Consider the following 22,177-nt stretch of genomic DNA (forward strand, 5'->3'; position numbering starts at 1 on the left):
CCCGCGACTCCGGTGTGGTAGCCGATGTAGTCGAGTTCGGCGAGCGAGTTCTCGGGGTCGAGCACGTAGTTGATGAACGCGTGCGCGGCCTCGGGGTTCGGGGCGCCGGTCGGGATCGCCCAGTTGTCCATCCAGATCTCGGTGTCGGGCGAGCCGAGCACCCACTGCCAGCGGTCGGGGTCGGCCGACTCGAGGATGCCGATGCGGGCGTCGCCGTTCCACGCCTGCAGCAGCGCGTGGGTCGCCTGCGGGATCGCCGCGCCGCCGGGGTACGAGTCGAACGCCGACACGTGCGGGGCGAGCGTGTTCACGAGGTAGTCCTCGGCGGCGTCGAGCTCGGCCGGGTCGGTCGTGTTCCAGTCGATGCCGTTCGCCCAGAAGTAGAGGCCGGTCAGTTCGGCGGGGTCGTCGAGCAGCGACGTCTTCCCGCTCGCCTCGTTCTGCGCGGCGTCGAGGAAGTCGTTCCAGTCCTTGAGCTCGCGCGTGATGACGGTCTTGTCGTAGACGAAGCCGGTCGTGCCCCAGGCCTTGCAGATCGAGTACTCGTTGTCGGGGTCCCACGCGCGGCCGATGAACGCGGCGTCCATGTGCTCGAGGTTCGGGATGAGGTCGAGGTTGAGCTTCTGCAGCAGGCCGTTCTCGACCATCTGCGGGATGAACGTGCCGGTCGGCACGACGATGTCGAAGCCGCTCGTGCCCTTGGCCGCGACGAGCTTCGAGATCATCTCCTCGTTCGAGTTGAACGACGAGAGCGTGATCTTCGGGCCGAGGTCGGCCGTGAACGCCTCGAGCACGTCGGGTGCGTCGTAGTCGCCCCAGGTGTAGATCGACAGTTCGCTCTCGAGCGGGCCGCCGGTGGCGACCGGCGCGCCCTGCGTACCGCCGCCCGTCGAGCAGGCGGCGAGGAACCCGGTCGCGCCGGCGGCCGCGGCGAAGCTCAGGAACCGGCGGCGGTTGAGTTCGCGGCCGATGACCTTGGCGGCGCTCTCGTGCGCGAGGATGCGGACGGTGGGGATCGAGTCGGTCATCTGGGGTCTCCTGGTCTGGGAAGGGTTCGCGGTTCGGGGATGGAGGGTCGGGCGCGAGGCGCGCCCTGCGGTGCCGGGGATGCCTCGTGGCCGGCGCCGTGGTCGGCTCAGGCCGTCGGCGGGGCGACGTAGCCGCCCGCGCTCGCCGCGTCGTCGGCGGGGAAGAGCAGCACGCTCTCGGCGCGCCACGAGCACTCGACGGGGTCTCCGACGGTGAGGTTCGGCGCCTCGGGGGTGGGGCGGCGCACGATGAGGCTCTGGTCGTCGCCGAGCCGCACGAGGTACTGCATGGTCTCGCCGAGGTGCGAGACCCCGAGGAGCGTGCCGCGGGCGACGTTGGCCTCGGCCGAGGCATCCGGCCGCGCCGCGGCGATCTCGACGAACTCGGGCCGCACCGCGGCCTGGCCGTTCGCGAGGCCCGCGAGGTCGGCGGTCGCGCCGCGAACGAGCGAGTGGGCCGAGGCGACGGCGGCGCCGCCGTCGGCGACCTCGCCGCGGAAGAAGTTCTGCTGGCCGACGAAGGCCGCGACGTACGCCGAGGCGGGCCGGGCGTACACGGTGTCGGCGTCGGCGAGCTGCTCGATCCGGCCGTCGCGCATGATCGCGATGCGGTCGCTCATCGAGAGGGCCTCGCCCTGGTCGTGCGTGACGAACACGAACGTGATGCCGAGTCGCGACTGGAGGAGCTTGAGCTCGAGCTGCATCTCCTCGCGCAGCTGCCGGTCGAGGGCACCGAGCGGCTCGTCGAGGAGCAGCACCGAGGGACGGTTGACGAGGGCGCGCGCGAGCGCGATGCGCTGCTGCTGGCCGCCCGAGAGCTGCGTCGGCTTGCGGTCGGCGAAGCGGCGCATCTGCACGAGGTCGAGCGCCTCGACGACCCGGTCGCGCACCTCGGACTTGGGGGTGCGGCGCTGCTGCATGCCGTAGGCCACGTTCTCCGCGACCGACATGTGCGGGAAGAGCGCGTAGGCCTGGAACACCGTGTTCACGTCGCGGCGGTAGGGCGGCACGCCGAGCACCGAACGGCCGGAGACGCGGATGTCGCCGGCGTCGGGCTGCTCGAAGCCGGCGATCATGCGCAGCGTCGTGGTCTTGCCGCAGCCCGAGGGGCCCAGCAGCGAGATGAACTCGCCCGGCTCGATCGTGAGCGACATCCCGTCTACGGCGGTCGCCCCGCCGTACCGCTTCGTCACGGCGTCGACGACGACCGTGCCGGGTGCTTCACCGCCGGTGGAAGTGGTCGGCGTGGACTCGATCGTGGCTGCGCTGGTCACCGTGCGGCACCTCTTTCACTCGGACGCGTCGTCGCGTTCGTCGCCATTCAAGCCGTGCGGTGCGCCCGAATCAAACGGGGGAGCGGCGAATGGGACAAACCAGACGGACCCTCCCGGGGCCTCGGACAGACCGTCCGGTCGGTTGCGTCGGCGCGGTGCGGAAGGGTACGCCGAAGCGGTGCGGATGCTCGAGCATCCGCACCGCCGGGTCGACGGTTCAGGCGCCGACGGCCCCCTCCGCGGCATCGAGCCGGCGCGCACGCTGTTCGACCCGGCCGGCGAGGAGCACCGCGCCGACGGCCACGAGGTAGGCGCCCGCGATCGTGCCGCCGCCGATCTGCGAGAAGAAGAGCAGCGGCACCTGCACGAACGGCAGGGCGAGTGCGAGCCAGAGCCCGACGCGGCGAGCGCGCACGAGGGTGACGCAGAGCGCGATCGCGCCGACGAGCCAGAGCGCGTTGGCCGCCATCGCGACGATCGGGAAGAACTCGAGGTCGACGCCGTTCACCGCGCTGGTGATGGTGCCGACGGTGAGCAGCACCGTACCGGTCGCCGCGACGATCGCGCCCCAGCTCGACCGGCCGTACCGCGCGAGGCCGAGGAACAGCACCGCGAGCGCCCAGAGACTTACCGTGAACATCGCGAGGATGACCCGGGTGCGAGGATCGATCGCCGGGTCCTCGTCCTGCGGGAAGAGGATCTGCAGGATGCCGATCACGATCGAGAGTCCGCCGGCGGTGAGGGCCGCGGCGCCGGCGAGGCGATGGCCGATCCGGCCGGGACGCGGGTAGGCGGGGCCGGTCGGCCGGGCACGGCCCGCGGGGTGCGGCGACGGGCGGAGTGCCCGGTCGGGCGCTGATCCGGATTCGGTGAGGGGAGCCATGGTCGGCCTTCCGTTCGAGGTTCGAGGCCGGCACGATCGGCCGGCGATGCGACGCTACGGACGGCGTGCGGCGGCCGGCATCATCCGCGGGTCGACGCTCCGCCCGACCGCCGGCGCACTCCGGGCCGACCCGGGTCGGGCGGAATGTCGACCTTCGTCGCTGTCGCCGGCCGAGCGCGGCGCCCTAACATCGGGAGCGTGACGGCCAGGCCCCCCTCGAGCGAGCGCGAGCGCGAGTTCGCGCACGACGACCGCGCGGCGAGCCGCGCCGTCGGCGTCCCCGGCGGCTGGCGGGCGTGGACGTCGCCCCTCGACCTCGCGATCGCGGGCGGCATCGCGCTCTGGGCGGTGCTCGAGGCACTGCTCGTGCCGTCGACGAACCAGCTCGCGCAGCTCGGCTTCGCGCTGGCCGTCTCCCTGCCGCTCGTGGTGCGGCGCCGCTTCCCGGCGCTCGTGATGCTCGCCGTCGCCGGCGCACTCGTGCTGCACGCCGCGACGAGCGGCCCGGATGCGACCTTCAACCCGTTCCCGAGCCTGCTCGTGGCCACCTTCACGGTCGCCGAGCGCGTCGCGGCGTGGTGGGCGGCCGCGCTGCTCGGACTCGTGCCGATCGCGGCGATGCTCGCGGCTCACGTCCTCGGCTACTTCGGCTCGCCCGGCATCGAGACCGCCGGCACCGTCTTCCTCGTGTTCTTCGTCGGGGCGACGTGGGCGGCGGGGCGCGTCGTGCGCCACCGCGCGCTCGCCGTGCAGCGCACCCGCGACAGCTCCGACCGACTCGCGGCCGACGCCGTCGCCGCGGAGCGCGTGCGCATCGCCCGCGAGCTGCACGACATCGTCGCGCACGCGCTCTCGATCGTGGCGCTCCAGGCGGGGGCGGCCGAGCAGTTCCTCGACAAGGATCTCGAGCGGGCACGACGTCACCTCGCCCTCACCCGGGGGACCGCCCAGTCGGCGCTCGACGAGATGCGCCACCTGCTCGGCGTGCTGCGCGAGGACGGCGCCGTCTACGCGCCGCAGCCCGGCCTGTCGGGCCTCTCGGAGCTGGTCGTCGAGACCCGCGCCGCCGGGCACGAGTGCCGGCTCGAACTCGACGACGCCGCGCGCGACATCCCCGACGGCCACGCCCTCGCCGTCCATCGCATCGTGCAGGAGTCGCTCACCAACGTCCGCACCCATGCCGCCGGGGCGCCCGTCGTCGTCCGGGTGAGCCGCGACGCCGGCGCCGTCCTCGTCGAGGTCGTGAACGGTGCTCCCACCGGCTCACGGCCGGAGGCTCGCGGCAGCGGCCGCGGCCTGCCGGGGATGGGCGAGCGGGTGCGGGTCTACGGCGGCACGCTCGAAGCCGGACCCGAGGGTGCGGGCTGGCGGGTGGCCGCGAGCCTGCCGCTCGGAACCGCCACCTCGGCAGGAGCGCGCTCGTGAGCGGGCCGAGACTCCTCGTCGTCGACGACCACGCGCTCGTGCGCTCGGGAATCGTGGGCCTCCTGGAGGCCGCCGACCTCGAGGTCGTCGGCGAGGCCGGTGACGGTCTCGAAGCGGTCGAGCTCGTGCACCGGGTGCGGCCCGACGTCGTGCTCATGGACATCCGCATGCCGGGCCTCGACGGCATCGAGGCGACCCGGCGCATCGCGGCGTCGCGCGAGGCGCCGCAGGTGCTCGTGCTCACGACGTTCGACCTCGACGAGTACGTCTACCGGGCGCTCCAGGCCGGCGCCTCGGGCTTCCTGCTGAAGGACGCCCCGCCCGAGCGGCTCGTCGAGGCGGTGCGCACGATCGCGCGGGGCGAGTCGCTCCTCGCGCCGTCGCTCACGCGACGCCTGATCGAGCGCTACCTCGCGGCGCCGCCGCCCGACGCCCGGGCGGCCGCGGCCGTCGACCTGACCCCGCGCGAGCGCGAGGTGTGGGCGCTCATCGCGCGCGGACTCTCGAACCACGAGATCGGCGTCGAGCTCTTCCTCAGCGAGGCGACGGTGAAGGCGCACATCACGCGCCTGTTCACGAAGCTCGGGGTGCGCGACCGGGTGCAGGCGGTGGTCGCCGCGTACGAGTCGGGGCTCGTCCGGCCCGGCGAACCGCCGGTCGGCGGTTAGCCGCGGCTCGCCCGATCAGGCGAATCCGAACACCGGAGGGAACACCGCGACGAGGATCGCCGACCATGCGAAGTACACCGGCAGCAGCGCGGTCTGCCATCGTTCGAGCGCGGCGAATCCGGTGCGACGGCGCAGGAACCCGACATGCAGGCGCAGCGCCCACACGAGGTTGACGAGCAGGATCAGGTTGAGGCCGAGCGAGGCCGTCTTGTTCGCACTGAAGCCGAACTCGCCCGTTCGCCCGATCATCGCGATGAGCGCGATCGCGTCGAGCACGAGGGCGCTCACGAGCATGAGCGCCTGCAGCCGGTCGAACCAGCCCGGCGCCTGCAACGGGTCGCGCGCGGAGATCGAGTAGACGAGCAGCGCGACCACCACGACGAGCACGGCGTCGAACGCGATGAGCAGGTCTCGGTTCACGTCGACGAGGTTCCACTGCGCGATCGCGGCCACGACGAGCGCGAGCATCATCAGCGTGAAGAGCGGTGTGAACACCTTCGTCAGCACGGGCGCGATGTTCTCGATCACCCGCTGCTTGGCCCCGACGAGCCACGCGGCGACGAGCACGGCGCCCGCGGCGCCGAGCGGCAGCACCCACTCGCCGACGAACTGCGCGACGTCGACGCCGATCGACGAGAACACCGCGACGGTCAGCGCCGAGAGGGCGCCCCCGCCGAGCGCGATGAGCAGGTAGTAGACGAACCACTCGCCGCTGAACCGGATGAAGTCCATGCGTGCGCGATCGTCGCGCCAGCGGCCGCCGGTGTACGCGACGCCGACGGCGAGCCACAGCGCGACGTACGAGCCGAGCATCGCGATGATCTCGGTCGCCGCCGTGATCCCGCCGACCTCGGTGCCGGCGCCCGGCTCGTCGGGGACCGCGAACGGGTAGAGGTTCAGTGCGAGCCCGACGCCGAGGAAGACGACGCCCACGATCGCGAGCACCGCGGCCGAGGTGCGGCGGCGCCACGCGAACCAGAGCGCGAGGAAGGGCAGGACGATCACCGCGGCGTTCAGCACGACCTGCGAGGGGTCGTCCGTCGCGAGGTCGACGGCCTTCACGGCGAGGCCGGCGCCGGCCCCGAGCAGCAGCGCGACGGGCAGCCCGTTCGCCCGACGATGGAACGGCGCCGGGCGGCCCCCGGCGTCGTGCCCCGCCGCTCCGGCATCGGCCGGGGCGGAGTCGTCGCCCGTCAGCACGAGCTGCTTCCACAGCCGCTCGGAGTGCTCGCGGGCGTACTCCCGGGAGAGGTCGTCGGTCGCGCCGAGGCGCTTCACGGCGACGAGGAACGCCTCGTCGGGCGTGAGCCCGGCCGCGACGAAATGGTCGACGGTGTCGTAGAGGTGGCTCTCGAGCTCGGCGAGGTCGGCGGTGCTCACGGCGTCGTGCCGCTGCATCCACCGCCGCCACGAGGCGACGAGCTCGTCGAGGTCGGTGGGCAGGTCATGGGGTGCGTCGATCGGCATGTCAGGCCTCCCCGAGGGCGAGTCGAAGGCGCGAGCCGCCGTCGTCGGGCCAGACCTTGCTGAGCACCTCGCCGACGACCGACCACTGCCGGCGCTGTTCGGCGAGCACCGCGGCGCCCTGCTCGCTCAGGCGGTAGTGCTTGCGCGGGCGGCCCGAGTCGCCCTGGCGCCACTCGGAATTCACGTGCCCGAGCCGCTCGAGCCGGTGCAGCAGCGGGTAGAGCATGCCGTCGCTCCACTCGAGCTCGCCGCCCGAGAGCACGGTGATGCGCTGCAGGATCGCGTAGCCGTAGGACTCGCCCTCGGCGAGGATGCCGAGCACGACCGGGGTCGCGGCGGCGGCGACGAGGTCTTTGCCGATTCGCATCTGGTCCTCCATACCTTGTGCTGCCATGTACCTAGAACTGTGAGGTACCTAGAGCTGCAAGGTATCACGAAGGCGGCGCCGACGGCGAGCGGGTCGAGCGGTCGCCCTTCTTCCGTGTCGCAGAACTTCTGCAGAAGTTCACCCCCCGAATCGTCGGTCCGGCCGGTCGCGCCGGGCGCAGCATGGGTTCCACAGACGAGCGGATGCCTCGCCACGAGGCATCCGGAACCGCACGCAGCACCACCGAAGGAGCACCCCATGAGCACCCCCACCCGCCCCGGCGACCAGACCCAGACCGCGGCCGAGCTGCAGCTCGAGTGGGACGCCGACCCGCGCTGGGAGGGCGTCAAGCGCGACTACACCGCCGAGGACGTCATCGCCCTCCGCGGCCCCGTCCGCGAGGAGCGCACGCTCGCCAAGCGCGGCGCGGAGAAGCTCTGGCAGGACATCCAGCAGAACACCGGCAACGCCTTCGAGCGCATGGACGACCCGGAGTGGTCGTACGCGCTCGGCGCCCTGACCGGCAACCAGGCCGTGCAGCAGGTGCGCGCCGGCCTCAAGGCCATCTACCTCTCGGGCTGGCAGGTCGCCGCCGACGCGAACCTCTCGGGCCAGACCTACCCCGACCAGTCGCTCTACCCGGCGAACTCGGTGCCCGCGGTCGTGCGCCGCATCAACAATGCGCTCCTGCGCGCGGGCCAGATCGAGCAGGGCAACGAGGCGCAGACCGGCATCTCCGACTGGATGGCGCCGATCGTCGCCGACGCCGAGGCCGGCTTCGGCGGGCCGCTCAACGCCTACGAGCTCATGCACCAGATGATCGAGGCCGGCGCCGCCGGCGTCCACTGGGAGGACCAGCTCGCGAGCGAGAAGAAGTGCGGCCACATGGGCGGCAAGGTGCTCATCCCGACCTCGCAGCACATCCGCACGATCAACGCGGCCCGCCTCGCGGCCGACGTCGCCGGCGTGCCGTCGATCATCATCGCCCGCACCGACGCGCTCGCCGCGACCCTGCTGACGAGCGACCACGACGAGCGCGACCGCCCGTTCGTCACGGGCGAGCGCACTGCCGAGGGCTTCTACGAGGTGCAGAACGGCATCGAGCCGGTCATCGCCCGCGGCCTCGCCTACGCCGAGTACGCCGACCTGCTCTGGGTCGAGTCGGCCGAGCCCGACCTCGACCTCGCCCGCCGGTTCGCCGAGGCCGTGCACGCGAAGTTCCCGGGCAAGCGCCTCTCGTACAACTGCTCGCCCTCGTTCAACTGGAAGCGCCACCTCGACGACGACCAGATCGCCAAGTTCCAGCGCGAGCTCGCGTCGATGGGCTACGCGTTCCAGTTCATCACCCTCGCGGGCTTCCACGCCCTCAACCACTCGATGTTCACGCTGGCCCGCGACTACCGCGACCGCCAGATGACCGCCTACGTCGAACTCCAGGAGGCGGAATTCGCCTCGGAGGCCGCCGGCTACACCGCCACGCGCCACCAGCGCGAGGTCGGCACCGGGTACTTCGACCAGATCGCCACCGCGCTGAACCCGCAGAGCGCCACGCTCGCCCTCGTCGGATCGACCGAGGAAGACCAGTTCAACCACTGACGCACTCGTCGGTCGAGCAGGCGCGAAGCGCCGTATCGAGACCACCACTCGATACGCGCTTCGCGCTCCTCGACCGGCACGTCGCAAGGAGACGAAACCATGAGCACCACCACCCTCGAACGCACCGAGACCGAGCCGCGCACCTCGACGGGCAGCTTCGCCGTCGTCGACCCGCGCATCGAGATCACCGCCCCGCTCGGCGAGCGGTACGACGAGATCCTCACCCCCGAGGCGCTCGAGTTCCTCGCCGAGCTGCACGACCGCTTCGCGCACACCCGGCACGAGCTGCTCGCCGCGCGCCTGCAGACCCGCGTCGACGCCGCGAACGGCCGCGACCCGAAGTTCCTGCCCGAGACCGCCCGCATCCGCGAGGACCGCACCTGGCGCGTCGCCGGCGCCGGCCCCGGCCTCGAGGACCGCCGCGTCGAGATCACCGGCCCGACCGACCGCAAGATGGCGATCAACGCGCTCAACAGCGACGCGAAGGTGTGGCTCGCCGACCAGGAGGACGCGACGAGCCCCACCTGGCGCAACGTCGTCGAAGGCCAGCTGAGCCTCTTCGACGCGCTGCGCGGCCGCCTCGAGTTCACGAGCCCCGAGGGCAAGCAGTACCGGGTCGAGCGCGACATCCGCGAGACCCCGACGATCGTGTTCCGCCCGCGCGGCTGGCACCTCACCGAGAAGCACCTGAAGTTCCACGACCGGTCGGGCCGTGCCATGCACGCCTCGGGCTCGCTCGTCGACTTCGGGCTCTACTTCTTCCACAACGCCCGCCGGCTCAGCGAACTCGGCCGCGGCCCGTACTTCTACCTGCCGAAGCTCGAGTCGCACCGCGAGGCGAAGCTCTGGAACGACATCTTCGTGTTCGCCCAGGACTACGTCGGCATCCCGCAGGGCACGGTGCGCGCGACCGTCCTGATCGAGACGATCCAGGCCGCGTTCCAGATGGAGGAGATCCTCTTCGAGCTGCGCGACCACTGCGCCGGGCTCAACGCGGGGCGCTGGGACTACATCTTCTCGATCGTGAAGACGTTCCGCAGCCGGGGTCGCCGCTGGGTCTTCCCCGACCGCACGCAGATCACGATGACGGTGCCGTTCATGCGGGCCTACACCGAGCTGCTCGTCTCGACCGCGCACCAGCGCGGGGCGTATGCCATCGGCGGCATGAGCGCGTTCATCCCGAACCGCCGCGACCCCGAGGTGACCGAGCGCGCGCTCGCCGCGGTCTCCGCCGACAAGCGCCGCGAGGCGGGCGACGGCTTCGACGGCACGTGGGTCGCGCACCCCGACCTCATCCCGACGGCGCGCGCCGAGTTCGACGCCGTGCTCGGCGACCGGCCGAACCAGCTCGACCGCCTGCGCGAGGACGTCGAGGTCACCGCGGCCCAGCTCCTCGACATCCCGTCGGTCGGCGGCGCCGTGACCGAGGCGGGCGTGATCGACAACATCCAGATCGCGATCCGCTACATCGAGTCGTGGCTGCGCGGCATCGGCGCCGCGGCGATCGAGAACCTCATGGAGGACGCGGCGACCGCCGAGATCTCGCGCTCGCAGATCTGGCAGTGGCTGCACGACAACACGATCACCGCCGAGGGCACGCGCATCGACCAGACGTACATCGTCCAGGCGATGGGCGAGGCGGTGCGCGGCCTGCCCCGCTTCGAGGGCGACCGCTTCGACGACGCGATCCAGGTGTTCCGCTCGGTCGCGCTCGAGCCCGAGTTCCCCACGTTCCTCACGCTGGGGGCCTACGCCCGCTTCCTGTGACGGGCGGCCGGTCGGTCGAGCAGCGCGTAGCGCGTATCGAGACCACCCACGAGGTGGTCTCGATACGCTGCGCTACTCGACCGACCTCTCTCAGCGCAGCGGAACGCCCACGTCGCTGCCGCCCTCGGGCGTGAGCCGTCGGTTCATCGCGAGCAGCATCGGCGCCGGCGCGAATCCGCCGGCGAAGAGCGCCTCGCCCTGCCGGAACCACGGCGAGCGGGCGATGAGCGCCGACGGTGCGTAGCCGAAGTACTCGGCGAGGTTCGCGAGGTCGATCGGCGAGCTCATCTTCATGAGCGCGAGGTTGTCGCACTGCGACACGATGCCGGGGTGCACCTTCGACGGCCGCTGCGTCGAGAGCAGCAGCCAGAGGCCGTACTTGCGCCCCTCGGCGGCGATCTGCTCGATGCGGTCCCGCACGGCCACCGCGAGCGGCGAGGTGAGCGCGGGGGAGCAGAGGTTGTGCGCCTCGTCGATGACGAGGAGCGTCGGGCGCCGCTCCTCGCGGCGGTTCCAGAGGTCGTCGAGCACCTGCAGCGCGACGACGAGGTGCTGCTCGGGAGTCGAGAACCCGCCGAGGTCGAGCACCGTGGCGTCGGCGCGCTCCTCGACGACGAGCGAGGCCTCGCGGTGGTGACCGGCCCACACCTCCCAGTCGAGCACCCCCATGTTCTCGATGCGCAGGCCGAGCGCACGCTGCACGGGGTCGCTCGAGCCCAGCAGCTCGGGCAGCACCTCGTCGGGCTCGTCGGCGCTCAGCGTGTCACCGAGATGCACGATCGCGTTGAACTCCTCGCGGTCGACGACGGGGTCGAGGCGCAGCACTGCGGCCTTCGCTTCGAGGCTCAGTGTTCTGAAGCGGGCGCGCAGCGGCTCGGTTCCCGGTGTCGAGGGCCGCAGCACCCGGATGTCGCGCTGCCGCAGCAGGTCGGCCGTCGGCCCGCTCGCGTCGGGGTTGAGCTCGCCGAGGCGCACGAAGTCGGAGTTCGGATCGAAGACGACGACCGGCAGCGCCGTGTGCGCGATGAGCTGCTCGAGCACGACGCCGAGCGCGTACGTCTTGCCCGAGCCGCTCTGGCCGACCCAGAACGTGTGCCGGTTGAAGCGGTGGCCGAGCAGCCGGGCGGGCCGCACCGGCGGGCTGAGGTTGACGCCGATCTCGAGGGTCGCGCCCATCGCCTCGTGCACGTGGTCGATCGTGTCGGCGTCGGCCATCTCGACGGCCGCGGCCTCGAACGGCTGCCCGCCCCGCAGATCGAAGCCAGTGCCGACGATCCGCCCGAGCAGGCGACCGCGCACCGACTGGGGGCCTGCGTCGTCGGTCTCGCGCTCCTCGACGAGCCCGAGGTGCCGGTCGTCGTCGACGACCACGAGCAAGAGGGTGCCCGCGGTGTACGGCGTGCCCGAGGCATCCGGGATCGTGAACGAGCGCCCGTCGTCGGAGTGGGCGAAGAGGGGCGAGCTGCGGTCGGACATGCGCCGATCATGACACGTGCGCGCCTCCGCACGACAGAGCCGGCGACCGGCGGCGCGGCGGCCGCCGCCGACCGATCGGCCGCGGTCGGCCAGTGCGCGTCGCACACGGCCGTGGACCCGCCGGCTCTGGCAGAATCGCGACGTGACCGGCGTGATCGAACTCCTCATCCGCCCCGCGGCCGCGGCCGACGTCGACGCGCTCGCCGACCTCGCCGCCGAGACCTTCCCGCTCGCGTGCCCGCCGCACGTCACGCCCGAGGCGATCGCGGTCTTCGTCGCGCGCAACTTCCGGCCCGAGCACTTCGCGGAGTATCTCGCCGATCCCGATCGGGTCGTGCTCGTGGCCGAGCGCGGGGCCGAGGCATCCGCCCGCCTCGTCGGCTACAGCATGCTCATCGGCGGCGAACCGCGCGACGCGGATGCCGCGGCCGCCGTCACCGCGCGGCCCGCGATCGAGCTCAGCAAGTTCTACACGCGCGCCGACGAGCACGGCGGCGGCATCGCGTCGCCGCTCATGACCGCGACGCTCGACGCCGCGCGCACGACAGGGGCGCTCGCGTGCTGGCTCGGCGTGAACGAGGAGAACGCGCGCGCGATCCGGTTCTACGAGAAGCAGGGCTTCGCGAAGGCCGGCCGAAAGAGCTTCAGGCTCGGCGACCGCATGGAGCACGACTGGGTGCTCGCGCAGCCCCTCGTCTGACGCGCGCGGCGCCGGCCGGGTCAGGCGGGCGAGGGGGATGCCGCGGCGCGGGCCGCGCGGCGGGCGATCCAGGCCGTGCCGAGGCCCGAGGCGAGGAAGATCGCGGCGAGCACCGCCCATCCCCAGAGCCCGTGCGAGACGGCGGTCGCGTTGACGACGAGCGGCGCTGCGAGCGCCCCGACCGAGTAGCCCATGCCGAACACGCCCTGGTAGGTGCCGGCGCGCACGGGGTCGGCGAGCTCGAAGCTGAGCCCCCAGCCGCCCGCCTGCGAGAGCACCTCCGCGAAGGCGTGCGCGAGTGCGGCGATGACGAGCACCGCGATCGCGAAGCCGGTGGGCAGCCCGGCCGCGGCGGCGTAGACGAGGCACGCGCCGGCCATGAGCCACGCGGCGATCGCCGAGACGCGCCCGGCGACGCGCAGGTCGTGCGTTCCGCGGGACATCGGCACCTGGAAGACGACCACGATGGCCGTGTTGAGGATGAGCAGCGCCGCGATGAGCACCTCGGGCGCCGCCGTCTCGCGCGTGATCCACAGCGGCACGCCGAGCTCGCCGACCCCGAACTGCATGCCGAAGACCGCACTGAGCACGGTGAGCGCGAGGTAGCGCGGGTCGCGCCACGGCGAGTGCGACCGCCAGCTGCGGCGCTCCTCGGCGATCGCGTCGGCGGTGGCCGCGGCATCCACCGAACCGGTCGCGGTGACCACCTCGGCGACGGCCGGTCGCGCCGGGGCGTCGACGTACGCGGGCAGTCGCACGAGCTGGATGAGGCCCAACAGGTAGAGCACGCCCGCGCCGATGATGAGCGCGCGGTACGCCTCGGCGGTGCCGAGCGCGAGGGCGAGCGCGCCGAGCCCCGAGCCGACCGCGATCGACACGTTGGTGACGGTGCGCAGCACCGCCCGGGCGTGCACCCGCGACTCCCCGTCGAAGGCGCGCGCGATGATCGCCGAGCGGGTCGAGTTCGCACCCTGCTCGAAGAACCCGCAGACGACGGCGATGACGAGCGCGGTGATGAAGTCGCCCGCGAAGACGTAGGCGATGAGCGCGACGCCCTCGATGGAGGTGAAGACGATGATGAGCCGCTTCGCGCTGAAGCGGTCGGCGAGCCAGCCGCCCGCGAACGAGGCGACGACGCCGGCCGCGCTCGCCGAGGCCAGCACGATCGCGACCTCGCTCGGCGCCAGGCCGACGATGAGCGTGAAGTACAGCACCGTGACGGCGAGGAAGATGCCGCGGCCGATGCGCGAGATGAGGGTCGCGCCGACGAGGATGCGGAGCACCGGGTCGGCGACCGAGGCGGCCAGGCGCGCGCGCCAGGTCGGGCGGGTCGCGCTCGCCGGGTTCGTCGACGGGGCGGATGCCTCGGGGCCGACGGCCGGCGTGGAGCCGGTGCCCGGGGCGGTGTCGGTGGGGGTGGTAGGGCTCACGGTTCAGTTCTGGCAGAGACGGGGGCACCTGCGAAATTGATGTAGCGTATGCCTTCATGTTGCGCTACGTGCTGAACGAGACGGACGTCGCGGCCGTGCGCTTCGGCATCTCGCCGCTCTCGGAGCTCGGCCTCTCGCTGCGGGCGATCCGCGACCCGTCCAGGTTTCCGCTGCAGCTGCCCTGGGTGGCGCGCACCGAGGCGGCGCGTGCCGGGCTCGACCACGCCGTGCTCGCGGCGCTCATCGACGACCGCCTGTGGACGCCCGACTTCCTGAACCCCCGCCCCGAGTCGCCGCTCACCCGGCTCGACGACGAGTTCGCGACGCTGCTCGAGACGCCGGCCGACGTGTTCCGGCGCGACCTCGAGGCGGTGCACGGCGAGGTGCCGGCGGTGCTCGCGGGTTCGCATCGGGCGGCGCTGCGGCGCATCATCGGCGCGCTCACCGGCCTCTGGGAGACGTCGTTCGCCCCGTACTGGCCCCGGATGCGCGCCGTGCTCGAGGCCGACGTCGTGCACCGCGGACGGCAGATCGCGCAGTCGGGCGTCGGGGCCATGCTGGGCGGGCTGACGAGCACGGTCGACTTCGCCGACGGCGTGCTCTCGGTGCGGCTCCGGAACCCGCTCGAGCGCACCCAGGCCATCGGCGGCTCGGGGCTCACGCTCGTGCCGACGATGTTCACCCGCCGTGCGTCCGCCCCGGTCGGCGAGGGCCCGCCGATGCTGATGTACCCGGCCCGCGGCCAGGGCGCCCTGTGGGAGGCCGAGGACGTCGCGAATCCCGCGGCGGTCGCCGCCGTGCTCGGCGAGACCCGAGCGCGACTGCTCTCGGCGCTCGGCGACCCGGCGTCGTCGACCGAGCTCGGCGTGCGGTTCGGGGTCACCGCCTCGGCCGTGAACCAGCACCTGCGGGTGCTGCGCGACGCCGGCCTCGTCGTCTCGACCCGGTACGGGCACAGCGTGCTGTACCTCCGCAGCGAGCTCGGCGCGGCACTGCTCGCGGCGGGGCGGTGAGGGTACCCGGGTGGTAAGGCGGCGGGCGGTGAGCACGTCGGGCACAACAGCCGTACCAACCCCGTCACGGGCAGAATGCACGTATGACTCGCGTTCGCGACCTCGAGTTCGCCCACCCAGCGGCCCTCTACCGCGGTGACGGGCGGGGCGTCGTCGAACTCGTCCGCACGCCCTACAGCGACGGCTTCAGCTGGGCGCGCGTCGAGGTCGCGGGCGCCGGGCTCGACGTCGGGTACGTGCTGCTCCGGATGCACGTCGACACCTCCGCGTTCGAGGTCGACGGCAACGAGCAGGCCGTGCTGCCGAGGCACGGCCGGGCGGATCTCGATCGTCGGCTGCGCCCCCGCGGCGACTTCTTCGAGCTCGAGTCCGTGGCGGAGGCGCGTCGGGCCGACACGGATCTCTCCGCCAGGCAGCTCGAGTCGGTCGCACGGATCGAGGCGCAGACGTTCGAGGTGGTCGGCCTGATCGACGGGTACCGGTTCTCGGTGCGGGTCGGCCCGCGCGTGTTCGGCTCGACGACGCTCGAGTGCACGCGCGACGACGGTTCCGTGCGCGTTCTCGCGACGACCGCCGACCGCGCCGCCCTCGAGCGCGCGCGACTCGAGCCGGTCGAGATCACGGCGTCGTTCCGGGTTCGGCGTCGGTTCGGCGGCGGCCTGCGTCGTCGCGACACCACGGTGACGCTGTCACCAACCGCGTGACCGCCGCCTCCGCGGCCGTCGGCGCGTGACCGTCGCCGACGGCGCCGGGATCAGGCGGGATCGGGCGCGACGCGCAGCACGACCTTGCCGCGCACGTGCCCGGCCTCGACGATGCGGTTCGCCTCCGCGCCGTCGGCGAGCGCAAACTCGCGGTCGACGTGCACGCGCACGGCCCCGTCGTCGATGAGGCGGGTGATGACCGCGAGGGTGCGGGCGTCGGGCGAGACCGAGTAACCGGTGGCGCGGATGCCGCGGGCCTGCGCGTCCTCGCGCATCGTCGGCCACGACCCGGTCGGCACGTTGACGAGGAGCCCGCCGGGGCGCAGTGCGTCGAGCGAGCGCGTGCCCGTGTCATCCTTCACGTTGCCGATCAGGTCGATCACGACGTCCTGGTCGCGCGCGACCTCCTCGAACCGCTCGTTCGCATAATCGATGACCCGGTGGGCGCCGAGGCCGCGCAGGAACTCGGCGTTGCGCGTCGAGCCGGTCGTCGTGACCACCGCGCCGAAGTACGCCGCGAACTGTACGGCGAAATGCCCCACGCCGCCGGCGCCGGCGTGCACGAGCACGCGCTGGCCGTCGTGCACGCGCGCCGTGTCGACGACGGCGCCCCACGCCGTGAGCGCCGCGAGCGGCACGGCTGCGGCGTGCGCGAAGTCGAGCGAGGCGGGCATCGGGGCGACGCTCATCGAGCTCACGCTGATGAACTCGGCGAAGCTGCCGCCCGTGCGCGGTACCCGGCCCATGCCGTAGACGCGGTCGCCGGGCTGCAACGGGTGGGCGGCGTACGGCACCTGCTCGACGACGCCGGCGAAGTCGTGGCCGAGCACGATCGGGAAGCCCGCAATCGCCGCAGCGGTGCCGCGCCCGGCACGGGTCTTCACGTCGATCGGGTTGACGCTCGCGGCGACGACCCGAACGAGCACTTCGTCGCTCACGCGCAAGGGCCTCGGCACCTCGGCCAGGTGGAGCTCGTCGGCGTGGCCCGTTCGGTCGATCACCAGGGCCTGCATCGTCTGCGTCATGCGTCGTCCTCCCGTCTCCATCATGCCGCCATCGCTAGGCTGCACTCAGCGCCGCGACGAGCAGCCCGGGCACGGGACTCGACCGCCGGGGCGCGCCGTCACGAGGGGAGCAGGATGCGTCGGGTCTTCGGGGTGCTTCGGTTGCTGGCCGCCGCGCTCATCGTCATCGCGATCGTCGGCCAGTTCGCGAAGAGCCTCTCGCTCGTCGAGGACCCCGCGGCCTTCGTGGTCAACTTCTTCAGCTTCTTCACGATCCTCTCCAACGCGCTCGCCGCCGTCGTGCTGATCGTCGGCGCGTGGGTCGCGTTCCGGAGACCGATCGACGGCGAGGCGTTCACGGTGGTGCGTGTCTGCGCGACCGCGTACATGACGACCACGTTCGTCGTCTACAACACGCTGTTGCGCGACATCTCGCTCGACCAGGCGACGACGCTGCCGTGGTCGAACGAGATCCTCCACGTGTGGGCCCCGCTCTACGTGCTCCTCGACTGGGTGTTCGCGCCGGGGCGCCGTCTCGTGCCCTGGCGGCGCCTGTGGACGGTGGCGCTGTTCCCGCTCGCGTGGGCGGCCTACACGATGATCCGCGGGTCGATCGTCGGGTGGTACCCGTACCCGTTCCTGAACCCGTCGGTCGCACCGGGCGTCGGCTACGACGGCGTGCTCGTCTACATCGTCGCGATCGCCGCGTTCATCCTGCTGGTGGGCGCCGGGGTCATCGCGATCAGCCGCACGGCGTGGCCGTACGCGGGTCGCCGCGCCGAGGCATCCCCGGTCGTCGCGGTCGAAGCGGGCTGAGCGAATCAGCCGCGGCGGGCGTGCTCGAGCCAGCGGGTGAGGTGCTCGGCGAGCACCGCGTTCTGCCGCGCCTGCCCGGCGTCGCGCTCGGTGAGCATCGCCAGCGGTGCGCCGAGCGCGCCGGCCCAGCGCTCGGCGATCGGCACCGGATGCACCGGGTCGCGGGGCGCGGCGATCACGAGCGAGCGGATGCCTCGGGCGGAGACCCCGCCGAGCTCGGCGTCGCTCGAGAACGCGCGGTTGCGGGGGATCTCGACGAGTCGCATCGCGCGGCGCGCCGCGTCGGGCGACGTGAACTGCGAGAGCAGCCCCTTCGCGCCGGCGGGCGACTCGGCGGCGATCCGCTGGTAGACGTCGCGCTCGCGGAACTCCTCCGCGCCCGCGGGCCCGGCGTCGATGAGCAGCTGCCCGATCACGGGGAACGGGCGCAGGTTGTCGGGCAGCGAGCGGTCGTCGAACGCCGGTCGCACGAAGACGGCCCGATCGATCGGCAGCAGGCCGCCGAGCACGAGCCGCATCGCGATCGCGGCGCCCATCGAGACCCCGACGACGGTGAGCGGTGCGCCGTCGTCGGGTTCGCGTCGGGTCGCGTCGATGATCTGCGACCGGGTGGTGGCCGCGATCTCGGCCGCGAGCCGGTCGATCGCGAAGTCCTCCGGCTCGCCGACCGTGAGGTACCCGCCGTGGGCGCGCACGTCGGGCGCGATCACGAGTTCGTCGTCGCCCGCGACGGCGCGAACCGCCGGGGCGAAGAGCTCGAGCGGCTGCCGGCGGTCGGCACCGAGTCCGTGCAGCAGGAGCGTCGTCACGCGAGGGCGCCCGGCCGGTAGTAGGAACGGGGATCGACCGCCTGCGGATCGGGCCGGATCGCGGCGAGCAGCTCGTTCGCGAGCCCGACGAGGATCGCGATCTGGTCGTCGTCGCGGTCGACCCAGCGGCACTTCGGCTCGTCGTCGACGGGCACGAAGTCGGCGTGCTCCTCCCACACGACGAGGGTGCGCTCGGCGCCGAGCACGTACTGCTGCCACCACACCTGCCTGAGGTACCCGCGCGGGATGCCTCGCCAGGGCTTCGAGGTCGTCTTGATCTCGCACAGCTCGAGCGCGCCGTTCGGTGCGACCCGCAGTCCGTCGGGCGTCGCGAGGTGCCGGCGCTCGGCCTCGGCGTGGAAGAGGAGGGTCGAGCCCTCGAGCCCGTGCGTGCGCTTCGCCCACTCGGCGATGACGGGTTCGCGGGCACGGCCGTGGTCGGTGTAGCGGCTGCCGCCGAAGCTGTGCCGCGAGCCGTGCAGCTTCTCGTGGGCGGCGGTGCGCACCGATTCGCGGGTCGCGAGCTTCGCGGCGTCGGTCGCGGTGATGCCCTGCGAGCGGGCGCGCAGCCAGGCGACGCGGTCGCTCGAGTCGGCGACGACGCGGGTCTCGTGCGGATGCCTCGGCCGGGGTTCGGGCGGGGGAGCCCACGTGTCGCCCTCGAGGTCGAAGAGGGCGAACGGTTCTGGCACGGCTTCGAGCGTACTCGCCGCCACCGGCAGCCACCGTACGATCGACGGCATGGCACGTGAATCGACGACCGCCGCGCGCGGCGCCCGCCCCGCGGCATCCCGATCGAACGGTCGCGCCGCGGCCGCGTCGAAGCCGCTCGCCGACCGCGACCTGTCGCGCCCGCTGCCCGCCGCGCTGAGCTGGGGCGTGCTCGCGGCGTTCGCCGTGCTCGTCGCAGCCGCCGTGGGCACCGGGATCGCGCCGTGGTGGATCGCGGCCTGGTACGGCGCGGTGTCGCTCGTCGCGTTCTCGGCGTACGGGCTCGACAAGCTCGCCGCGAAGCGGGGCTCGCAGCGTGTGTCCGAGCGCACCCTGCACCTCGTCGACGCGGTCGGCGGGTGGCCGGGCGCGCTCGTCGCGCAGCAGTGGTTCCGGCACAAGACCCGCAAACGCAGCTTCCGCCGCGTGTTCTGGGCGGGCGTCGTCGTCAACGTGCTCGTGGCCGCCGCCCTCGTCGCCTGGCTGGAGTCGGTCGGGTAGCGACGAAGGCGCGTGTCGTGGCCACCGGCTCGCGGTAGTCGGTCGCCCTCCGGTCGTCGGCGCTCGCCGATGCCGCGGCGCACGAACGCGCCCGAACTCTCTTCGGGTGATTCATAAGCAACTTCTGAGATCTCGTCGAACGACTTTTGATTGACGCGACGACAAAAGTAGGCGACAGTGTTCGAGCACGGAACTCTCGACGACGAGACGGAAGGAAACAGCATGTGCTACGGGCATGACGGGACGGGCGCGCTTCGCGCATCACTGGGCGAGCGCGGCGTGAGCCGACGCGGACTCCTCCTCGGCGCACTGGGCGCGACGGCGGCGGCCGCGACGTTCTCGGCCGGCGCGGCGCCGGCCGCGGCGGGCGTGGCGCCGCGGCCGTGGAAGCGGGTGCCGCCGGGCAAGATCAGCATCCAGCTGTGGACGGTGCGGGAGGGCCTCGGCGCTCCCTGGGGCCCCGGGGACTACGACACGACGCTCCGCGCGATCGCCGACATGGGCTACCCGCGCGTCGAGCAGGCGCTCGGCTACTTCGGCCGCACCGCCGCCGAACTGCGGTCGTTCTACGACGAGATCGGCGTCTGGGCGTCGTCGTCGCACGACGGCCCGTCGGCCGACGCCGCGGCCCTCGAGCAGAAGCTCGAGAATGCGGCGACGCTCGGGCAGCGGTACCTCAACGTGCCGTACTTCGCCTCGGGTGAGCTCTCCGCCTGGCAGCAGCTCGCCGACACGATGAACGCCGAGGCGCAGGCCGCCGCCTCGTACGGCATCGCCTACGGGTACCACAACCACGCGCACGAGTTCACGACCGACCTCGGCGGCGGACTCACCCCGTGGCAGGTGCTCACCGACCGGCTCGACCCGGCCCTCGTGCACCTCGAGATCGACCTGTACTGGGCGGTCACGGGCGGCATCCAGAGCGGCGACGGCGCCGCCGATCCCGAGCAGTTCGCGATCGACGTCATCGCCGCGGCACCGCAGCGCGTGCGCCAGTTCCACGTGAAGGACCGGCACGCGGGCGGCGACATGGCCGACCTCGGCACCGGCACGATCGACTTCGCCCGCATCTTCCGGGCGCACGCCGTCGAGGAGTACATCGTCGAGAACGACACCCCCGACGTCACCCTGCTGCAGACCGCCGAGGTCGGGTACGACTACCTCCGCGACCTGCGATTCTGACGTCCCGCCGACGCCCCTCCCGTGTGCGATTCAGCACGGAGGGGCGTCCGCGGCGCGTCGGCGCGCGACACGTGGGCGACACGCCCGAGCTCCTGGATCGCGCACGCGACGACGCGGGCGGGCGATCTTCGGCAGGCGGCGAGGTCGGGCGGTCGGGGATGCCGCGGGTCAGCGCGCGGCGAGCGCGTCGATGCCCTCGGGCGAGAGCACGTGGTGGATCGCGAGCATGCTCGCCCCGAGCACGGCCGCGTTCTCGGCGGCGGCCGACTGCACGATCGCGAGGTGCTCCGTCGCGAGCGGCATCGAGCGGGTGTAGACGACCTCGCGCACGCCCGCGATGAGGTGCTCGCCGGCCCGGGCCATCGAGCCGCCGATCGCGATGACCGAGGGGTTCACGAGGCTCACGCACGCGGTCAGCACCTCGCCGATGTCGCGACCGGCCTGGCGCACCGCCTGGATGGCGTCGATGTCGCCGCGCTTGACCAGCTCGACCACGTCGCCGCCCGACGCCGCGTCGACCCCCTGCTCGCGCAGCGCGCGGGCGATGGCCGGGCCGGAGGCGAGGGCCTCGAGGCATCCCCGGTTGCCGCAGTGGCAGGGCACGTCGCTGCCGCGCGCGACGCGAACGTGCCCGATGTCGCCGGCGATGCCCTGGGCGCCGCGCTGCAGGAGCCCGCCCGAGATGATGCCCGAGCCGATGCCGGTCGCGACCTTCACGAACATGAGGTGCTCGACCTGCGGCCACGCGAGCGCGCGCTCGCCGAGGGCCATGATGTTGACGTCGTTGTCGACGAGCACGGGCACCTCGAGGTGCTGCTGCACCCAGCCCGGCACGTCGAAGCGGTCCCAGCCGGGCATGATCGGCGGGTTCACGGGTCGGCCGGTCGAGTGCTCGACGGGGCCCGGAACGCCGATGCCGATCGCGACGAGGTCCTTGCGGTCGCGACCGAGTCCCTCGATGAGCGCGAGGCCGGCCTCGACCATCCAGCCGAGGACCGCCTCAGGGCCGAGCGCGATGTCCTTGCGTTCGGAGTGCTCGACGAGGACGGTGCCCGCGAGGTCGGTGACGGCGAGCGTCGCGTGCGAGGCGCCGAGATCGGCGGCCAGCACGATGCGCGCCGAGGGATTGAGCGCGAACTGCGAGGGCGGGCGCCCGCCGGTCGATGCCGCGTCGGCCACCGGGCTGACGAGGCCCAGTCGCATGAGCTCGTCGACGCGCGCCGCGATCGTGGAACGGGCGAGGCCGGTCGACTGCGCGAGGGAGGCGCGCGTGCGCGGAGCGCCGTCGCGCAGGAGCTGGAACAGCTCGCTCGCCCCCGAGGTGCCGAGTGCGGAGCCCCGGCTGATGTCCACCAT

At 72.7% G+C, this 22,177-nt stretch carries 21 protein-coding genes; 10 read left to right on the forward strand and 11 right to left on the reverse strand.

Annotated features, from left to right (window positions below; genetic code table 11):
* From AC3RJ7_RS07735 to AC3RJ7_RS07745, 3 genes are all read right to left on the reverse strand, one after another.
* A partial coding sequence (locus AC3RJ7_RS07735) for a polyamine ABC transporter substrate-binding protein (RefSeq protein ID WP_491455252.1) occupies positions 1–1,028 on the reverse strand: 1,028 nt, incomplete at its 3' end.
* 107 nt (positions 1,029–1,135) lie between these two features.
* Positions 1,136–2,302, reverse strand: coding sequence for an ABC transporter ATP-binding protein (locus AC3RJ7_RS07740; protein WP_491455253.1), 1,167 nt, complete (start codon positions 2,300–2,302; stop codon positions 1,136–1,138).
* A 217-nt stretch (positions 2,303–2,519) separates the two neighbouring features.
* Positions 2,520–3,185: a hypothetical protein gene (locus tag AC3RJ7_RS07745; protein WP_491455254.1), complete on the reverse strand. Its 666-nt coding sequence runs from the start codon at positions 3,183–3,185 to the stop codon at positions 2,520–2,522.
* 198 nt (positions 3,186–3,383) lie between these two features.
* On the opposite strand from AC3RJ7_RS07745, the gene AC3RJ7_RS07750 reads away from it, so the two are divergent.
* Complete coding sequence (locus AC3RJ7_RS07750; RefSeq protein ID WP_491455255.1) at positions 3,384–4,610, forward strand: sensor histidine kinase; 1,227 nt, start codon at positions 3,384–3,386, stop codon at positions 4,608–4,610.
* Entirely contained in the window at positions 4,607–5,278 is a 672-nt protein-coding gene (locus AC3RJ7_RS07755) for a response regulator (RefSeq protein ID WP_491455256.1), read from the forward strand. The genes AC3RJ7_RS07750 and AC3RJ7_RS07755 overlap by 4 nt, the downstream gene beginning before the upstream one ends.
* Positions 5,279–5,293: 15 nt before the next feature.
* Here the strand turns inward: AC3RJ7_RS07755 and AC3RJ7_RS07760 are convergent, their stop codons facing one another.
* Positions 5,294–6,745, reverse strand: coding sequence for a permease prefix domain 1-containing protein (locus AC3RJ7_RS07760; RefSeq protein WP_491455257.1), 1,452 nt, complete (start codon positions 6,743–6,745; stop codon positions 5,294–5,296).
* Between the two features lies 1 nt (position 6,746).
* The gene (locus AC3RJ7_RS07765) at positions 6,747–7,112 is read right to left on the reverse strand and encodes a PadR family transcriptional regulator (RefSeq protein ID WP_491455258.1); all 366 of its coding nucleotides are present in this window, start codon (positions 7,110–7,112) and stop codon (positions 6,747–6,749) included.
* Positions 7,113–7,370: 258 nt separating this feature from the next.
* On the opposite strand from AC3RJ7_RS07765, the gene aceA reads away from it, so the two are divergent.
* Positions 7,371–8,708 carry an isocitrate lyase gene (gene aceA / locus AC3RJ7_RS07770; RefSeq protein ID WP_491455259.1) on the forward strand — a complete coding sequence of 446 codons (1,338 nt, stop codon included), beginning with the start codon at positions 7,371–7,373 and terminating at the stop codon, positions 8,706–8,708.
* Positions 8,709–8,807: 99 nt separating this feature from the next.
* Positions 8,808–10,475 carry a malate synthase A gene (gene aceB, locus AC3RJ7_RS07775; RefSeq protein WP_491455260.1) on the forward strand — a complete coding sequence of 556 codons (1,668 nt, stop codon included), beginning with the start codon at positions 8,808–8,810 and terminating at the stop codon, positions 10,473–10,475.
* Between the two features lie 90 nt (positions 10,476–10,565).
* Here aceB and AC3RJ7_RS07780 read toward each other — a convergent pair whose 3' ends face one another.
* Entirely contained in the window at positions 10,566–11,951 is a 1,386-nt protein-coding gene (locus tag AC3RJ7_RS07780; protein WP_491455261.1) for an ATP-binding protein, read from the reverse strand.
* Positions 11,952–12,093: 142 nt separating this feature from the next.
* Here AC3RJ7_RS07780 and AC3RJ7_RS07785 point away from each other — a divergent pair, with 142 nt between their 5' ends.
* Entirely contained in the window at positions 12,094–12,651 is a 558-nt protein-coding gene (locus AC3RJ7_RS07785) for a GNAT family N-acetyltransferase (RefSeq protein ID WP_491455262.1), read from the forward strand.
* A gap of 20 nt (positions 12,652–12,671) precedes the next feature.
* Here the strand turns inward: AC3RJ7_RS07785 and AC3RJ7_RS07790 are convergent, their stop codons facing one another.
* Entirely contained in the window at positions 12,672–14,081 is a 1,410-nt protein-coding gene (locus AC3RJ7_RS07790) for an MFS transporter (RefSeq protein ID WP_491455263.1), read from the reverse strand.
* 56 nt (positions 14,082–14,137) lie between these two features.
* Between AC3RJ7_RS07790 and AC3RJ7_RS07795 the strand changes: the two genes are divergently transcribed.
* Together AC3RJ7_RS07795 and AC3RJ7_RS07800 are read left to right on the forward strand one after the other, a co-directional pair.
* On the forward strand, positions 14,138–15,094 hold the full coding sequence (locus tag AC3RJ7_RS07795) for an ArsR/SmtB family transcription factor (protein ID WP_491455264.1): 957 nt from the start codon (positions 14,138–14,140) through the stop codon (positions 15,092–15,094).
* 83 nt (positions 15,095–15,177) lie between these two features.
* Positions 15,178–15,798, forward strand: coding sequence for a hypothetical protein (locus tag AC3RJ7_RS07800; RefSeq protein ID WP_491455265.1), 621 nt, complete (start codon positions 15,178–15,180; stop codon positions 15,796–15,798).
* 50 nt (positions 15,799–15,848) lie between these two features.
* On the opposite strand, the gene AC3RJ7_RS07805 is transcribed toward AC3RJ7_RS07800, so the two are convergent.
* Entirely contained in the window at positions 15,849–16,823 is a 975-nt protein-coding gene (locus AC3RJ7_RS07805) for an NADP-dependent oxidoreductase (RefSeq protein WP_491455266.1), read from the reverse strand.
* A 114-nt stretch (positions 16,824–16,937) separates the two neighbouring features.
* Here AC3RJ7_RS07805 and AC3RJ7_RS07810 point away from each other — a divergent pair, with 114 nt between their 5' ends.
* A complete protein-coding gene (locus AC3RJ7_RS07810; protein ID WP_491455267.1) occupies positions 16,938–17,618 on the forward strand; it encodes a Pr6Pr family membrane protein in 681 nt (226 codons plus the stop codon).
* Positions 17,619–17,623: 5 nt separating this feature from the next.
* Here AC3RJ7_RS07810 and AC3RJ7_RS07815 read toward each other — a convergent pair whose 3' ends face one another.
* The gene (locus AC3RJ7_RS07815) at positions 17,624–18,427 is read right to left on the reverse strand and encodes an alpha/beta hydrolase (protein WP_491455268.1); all 804 of its coding nucleotides are present in this window, start codon (positions 18,425–18,427) and stop codon (positions 17,624–17,626) included.
* Positions 18,424–19,119 (reverse strand): YqaJ viral recombinase family protein, encoded by a 696-nt coding sequence (locus AC3RJ7_RS07820; protein ID WP_491455269.1) that lies wholly within the window; start codon positions 19,117–19,119, stop codon positions 18,424–18,426. Before AC3RJ7_RS07820 ends, AC3RJ7_RS07815 begins: the two co-directional genes overlap by 4 nt.
* 49 nt (positions 19,120–19,168) lie before the next feature.
* Here AC3RJ7_RS07820 and AC3RJ7_RS07825 point away from each other — a divergent pair, with 49 nt between their 5' ends.
* Positions 19,169–19,639 carry a DUF1294 domain-containing protein gene (locus AC3RJ7_RS07825; protein WP_491455270.1) on the forward strand — a complete coding sequence of 157 codons (471 nt, stop codon included), beginning with the start codon at positions 19,169–19,171 and terminating at the stop codon, positions 19,637–19,639.
* A 279-nt stretch (positions 19,640–19,918) separates the two neighbouring features.
* Entirely contained in the window at positions 19,919–20,821 is a 903-nt protein-coding gene (locus tag AC3RJ7_RS07830) for a sugar phosphate isomerase/epimerase family protein (protein WP_491455271.1), read from the forward strand.
* 168 nt (positions 20,822–20,989) lie between these two features.
* On the opposite strand, the gene AC3RJ7_RS07835 is transcribed toward AC3RJ7_RS07830, so the two are convergent.
* Positions 20,990–22,177 carry an ROK family transcriptional regulator gene (locus AC3RJ7_RS07835; RefSeq protein ID WP_491455272.1) on the reverse strand — a complete coding sequence of 396 codons (1,188 nt, stop codon included), beginning with the start codon at positions 22,175–22,177 and terminating at the stop codon, positions 20,990–20,992.

It is taken from the genome of Agromyces solani, assembly GCF_058349925.1.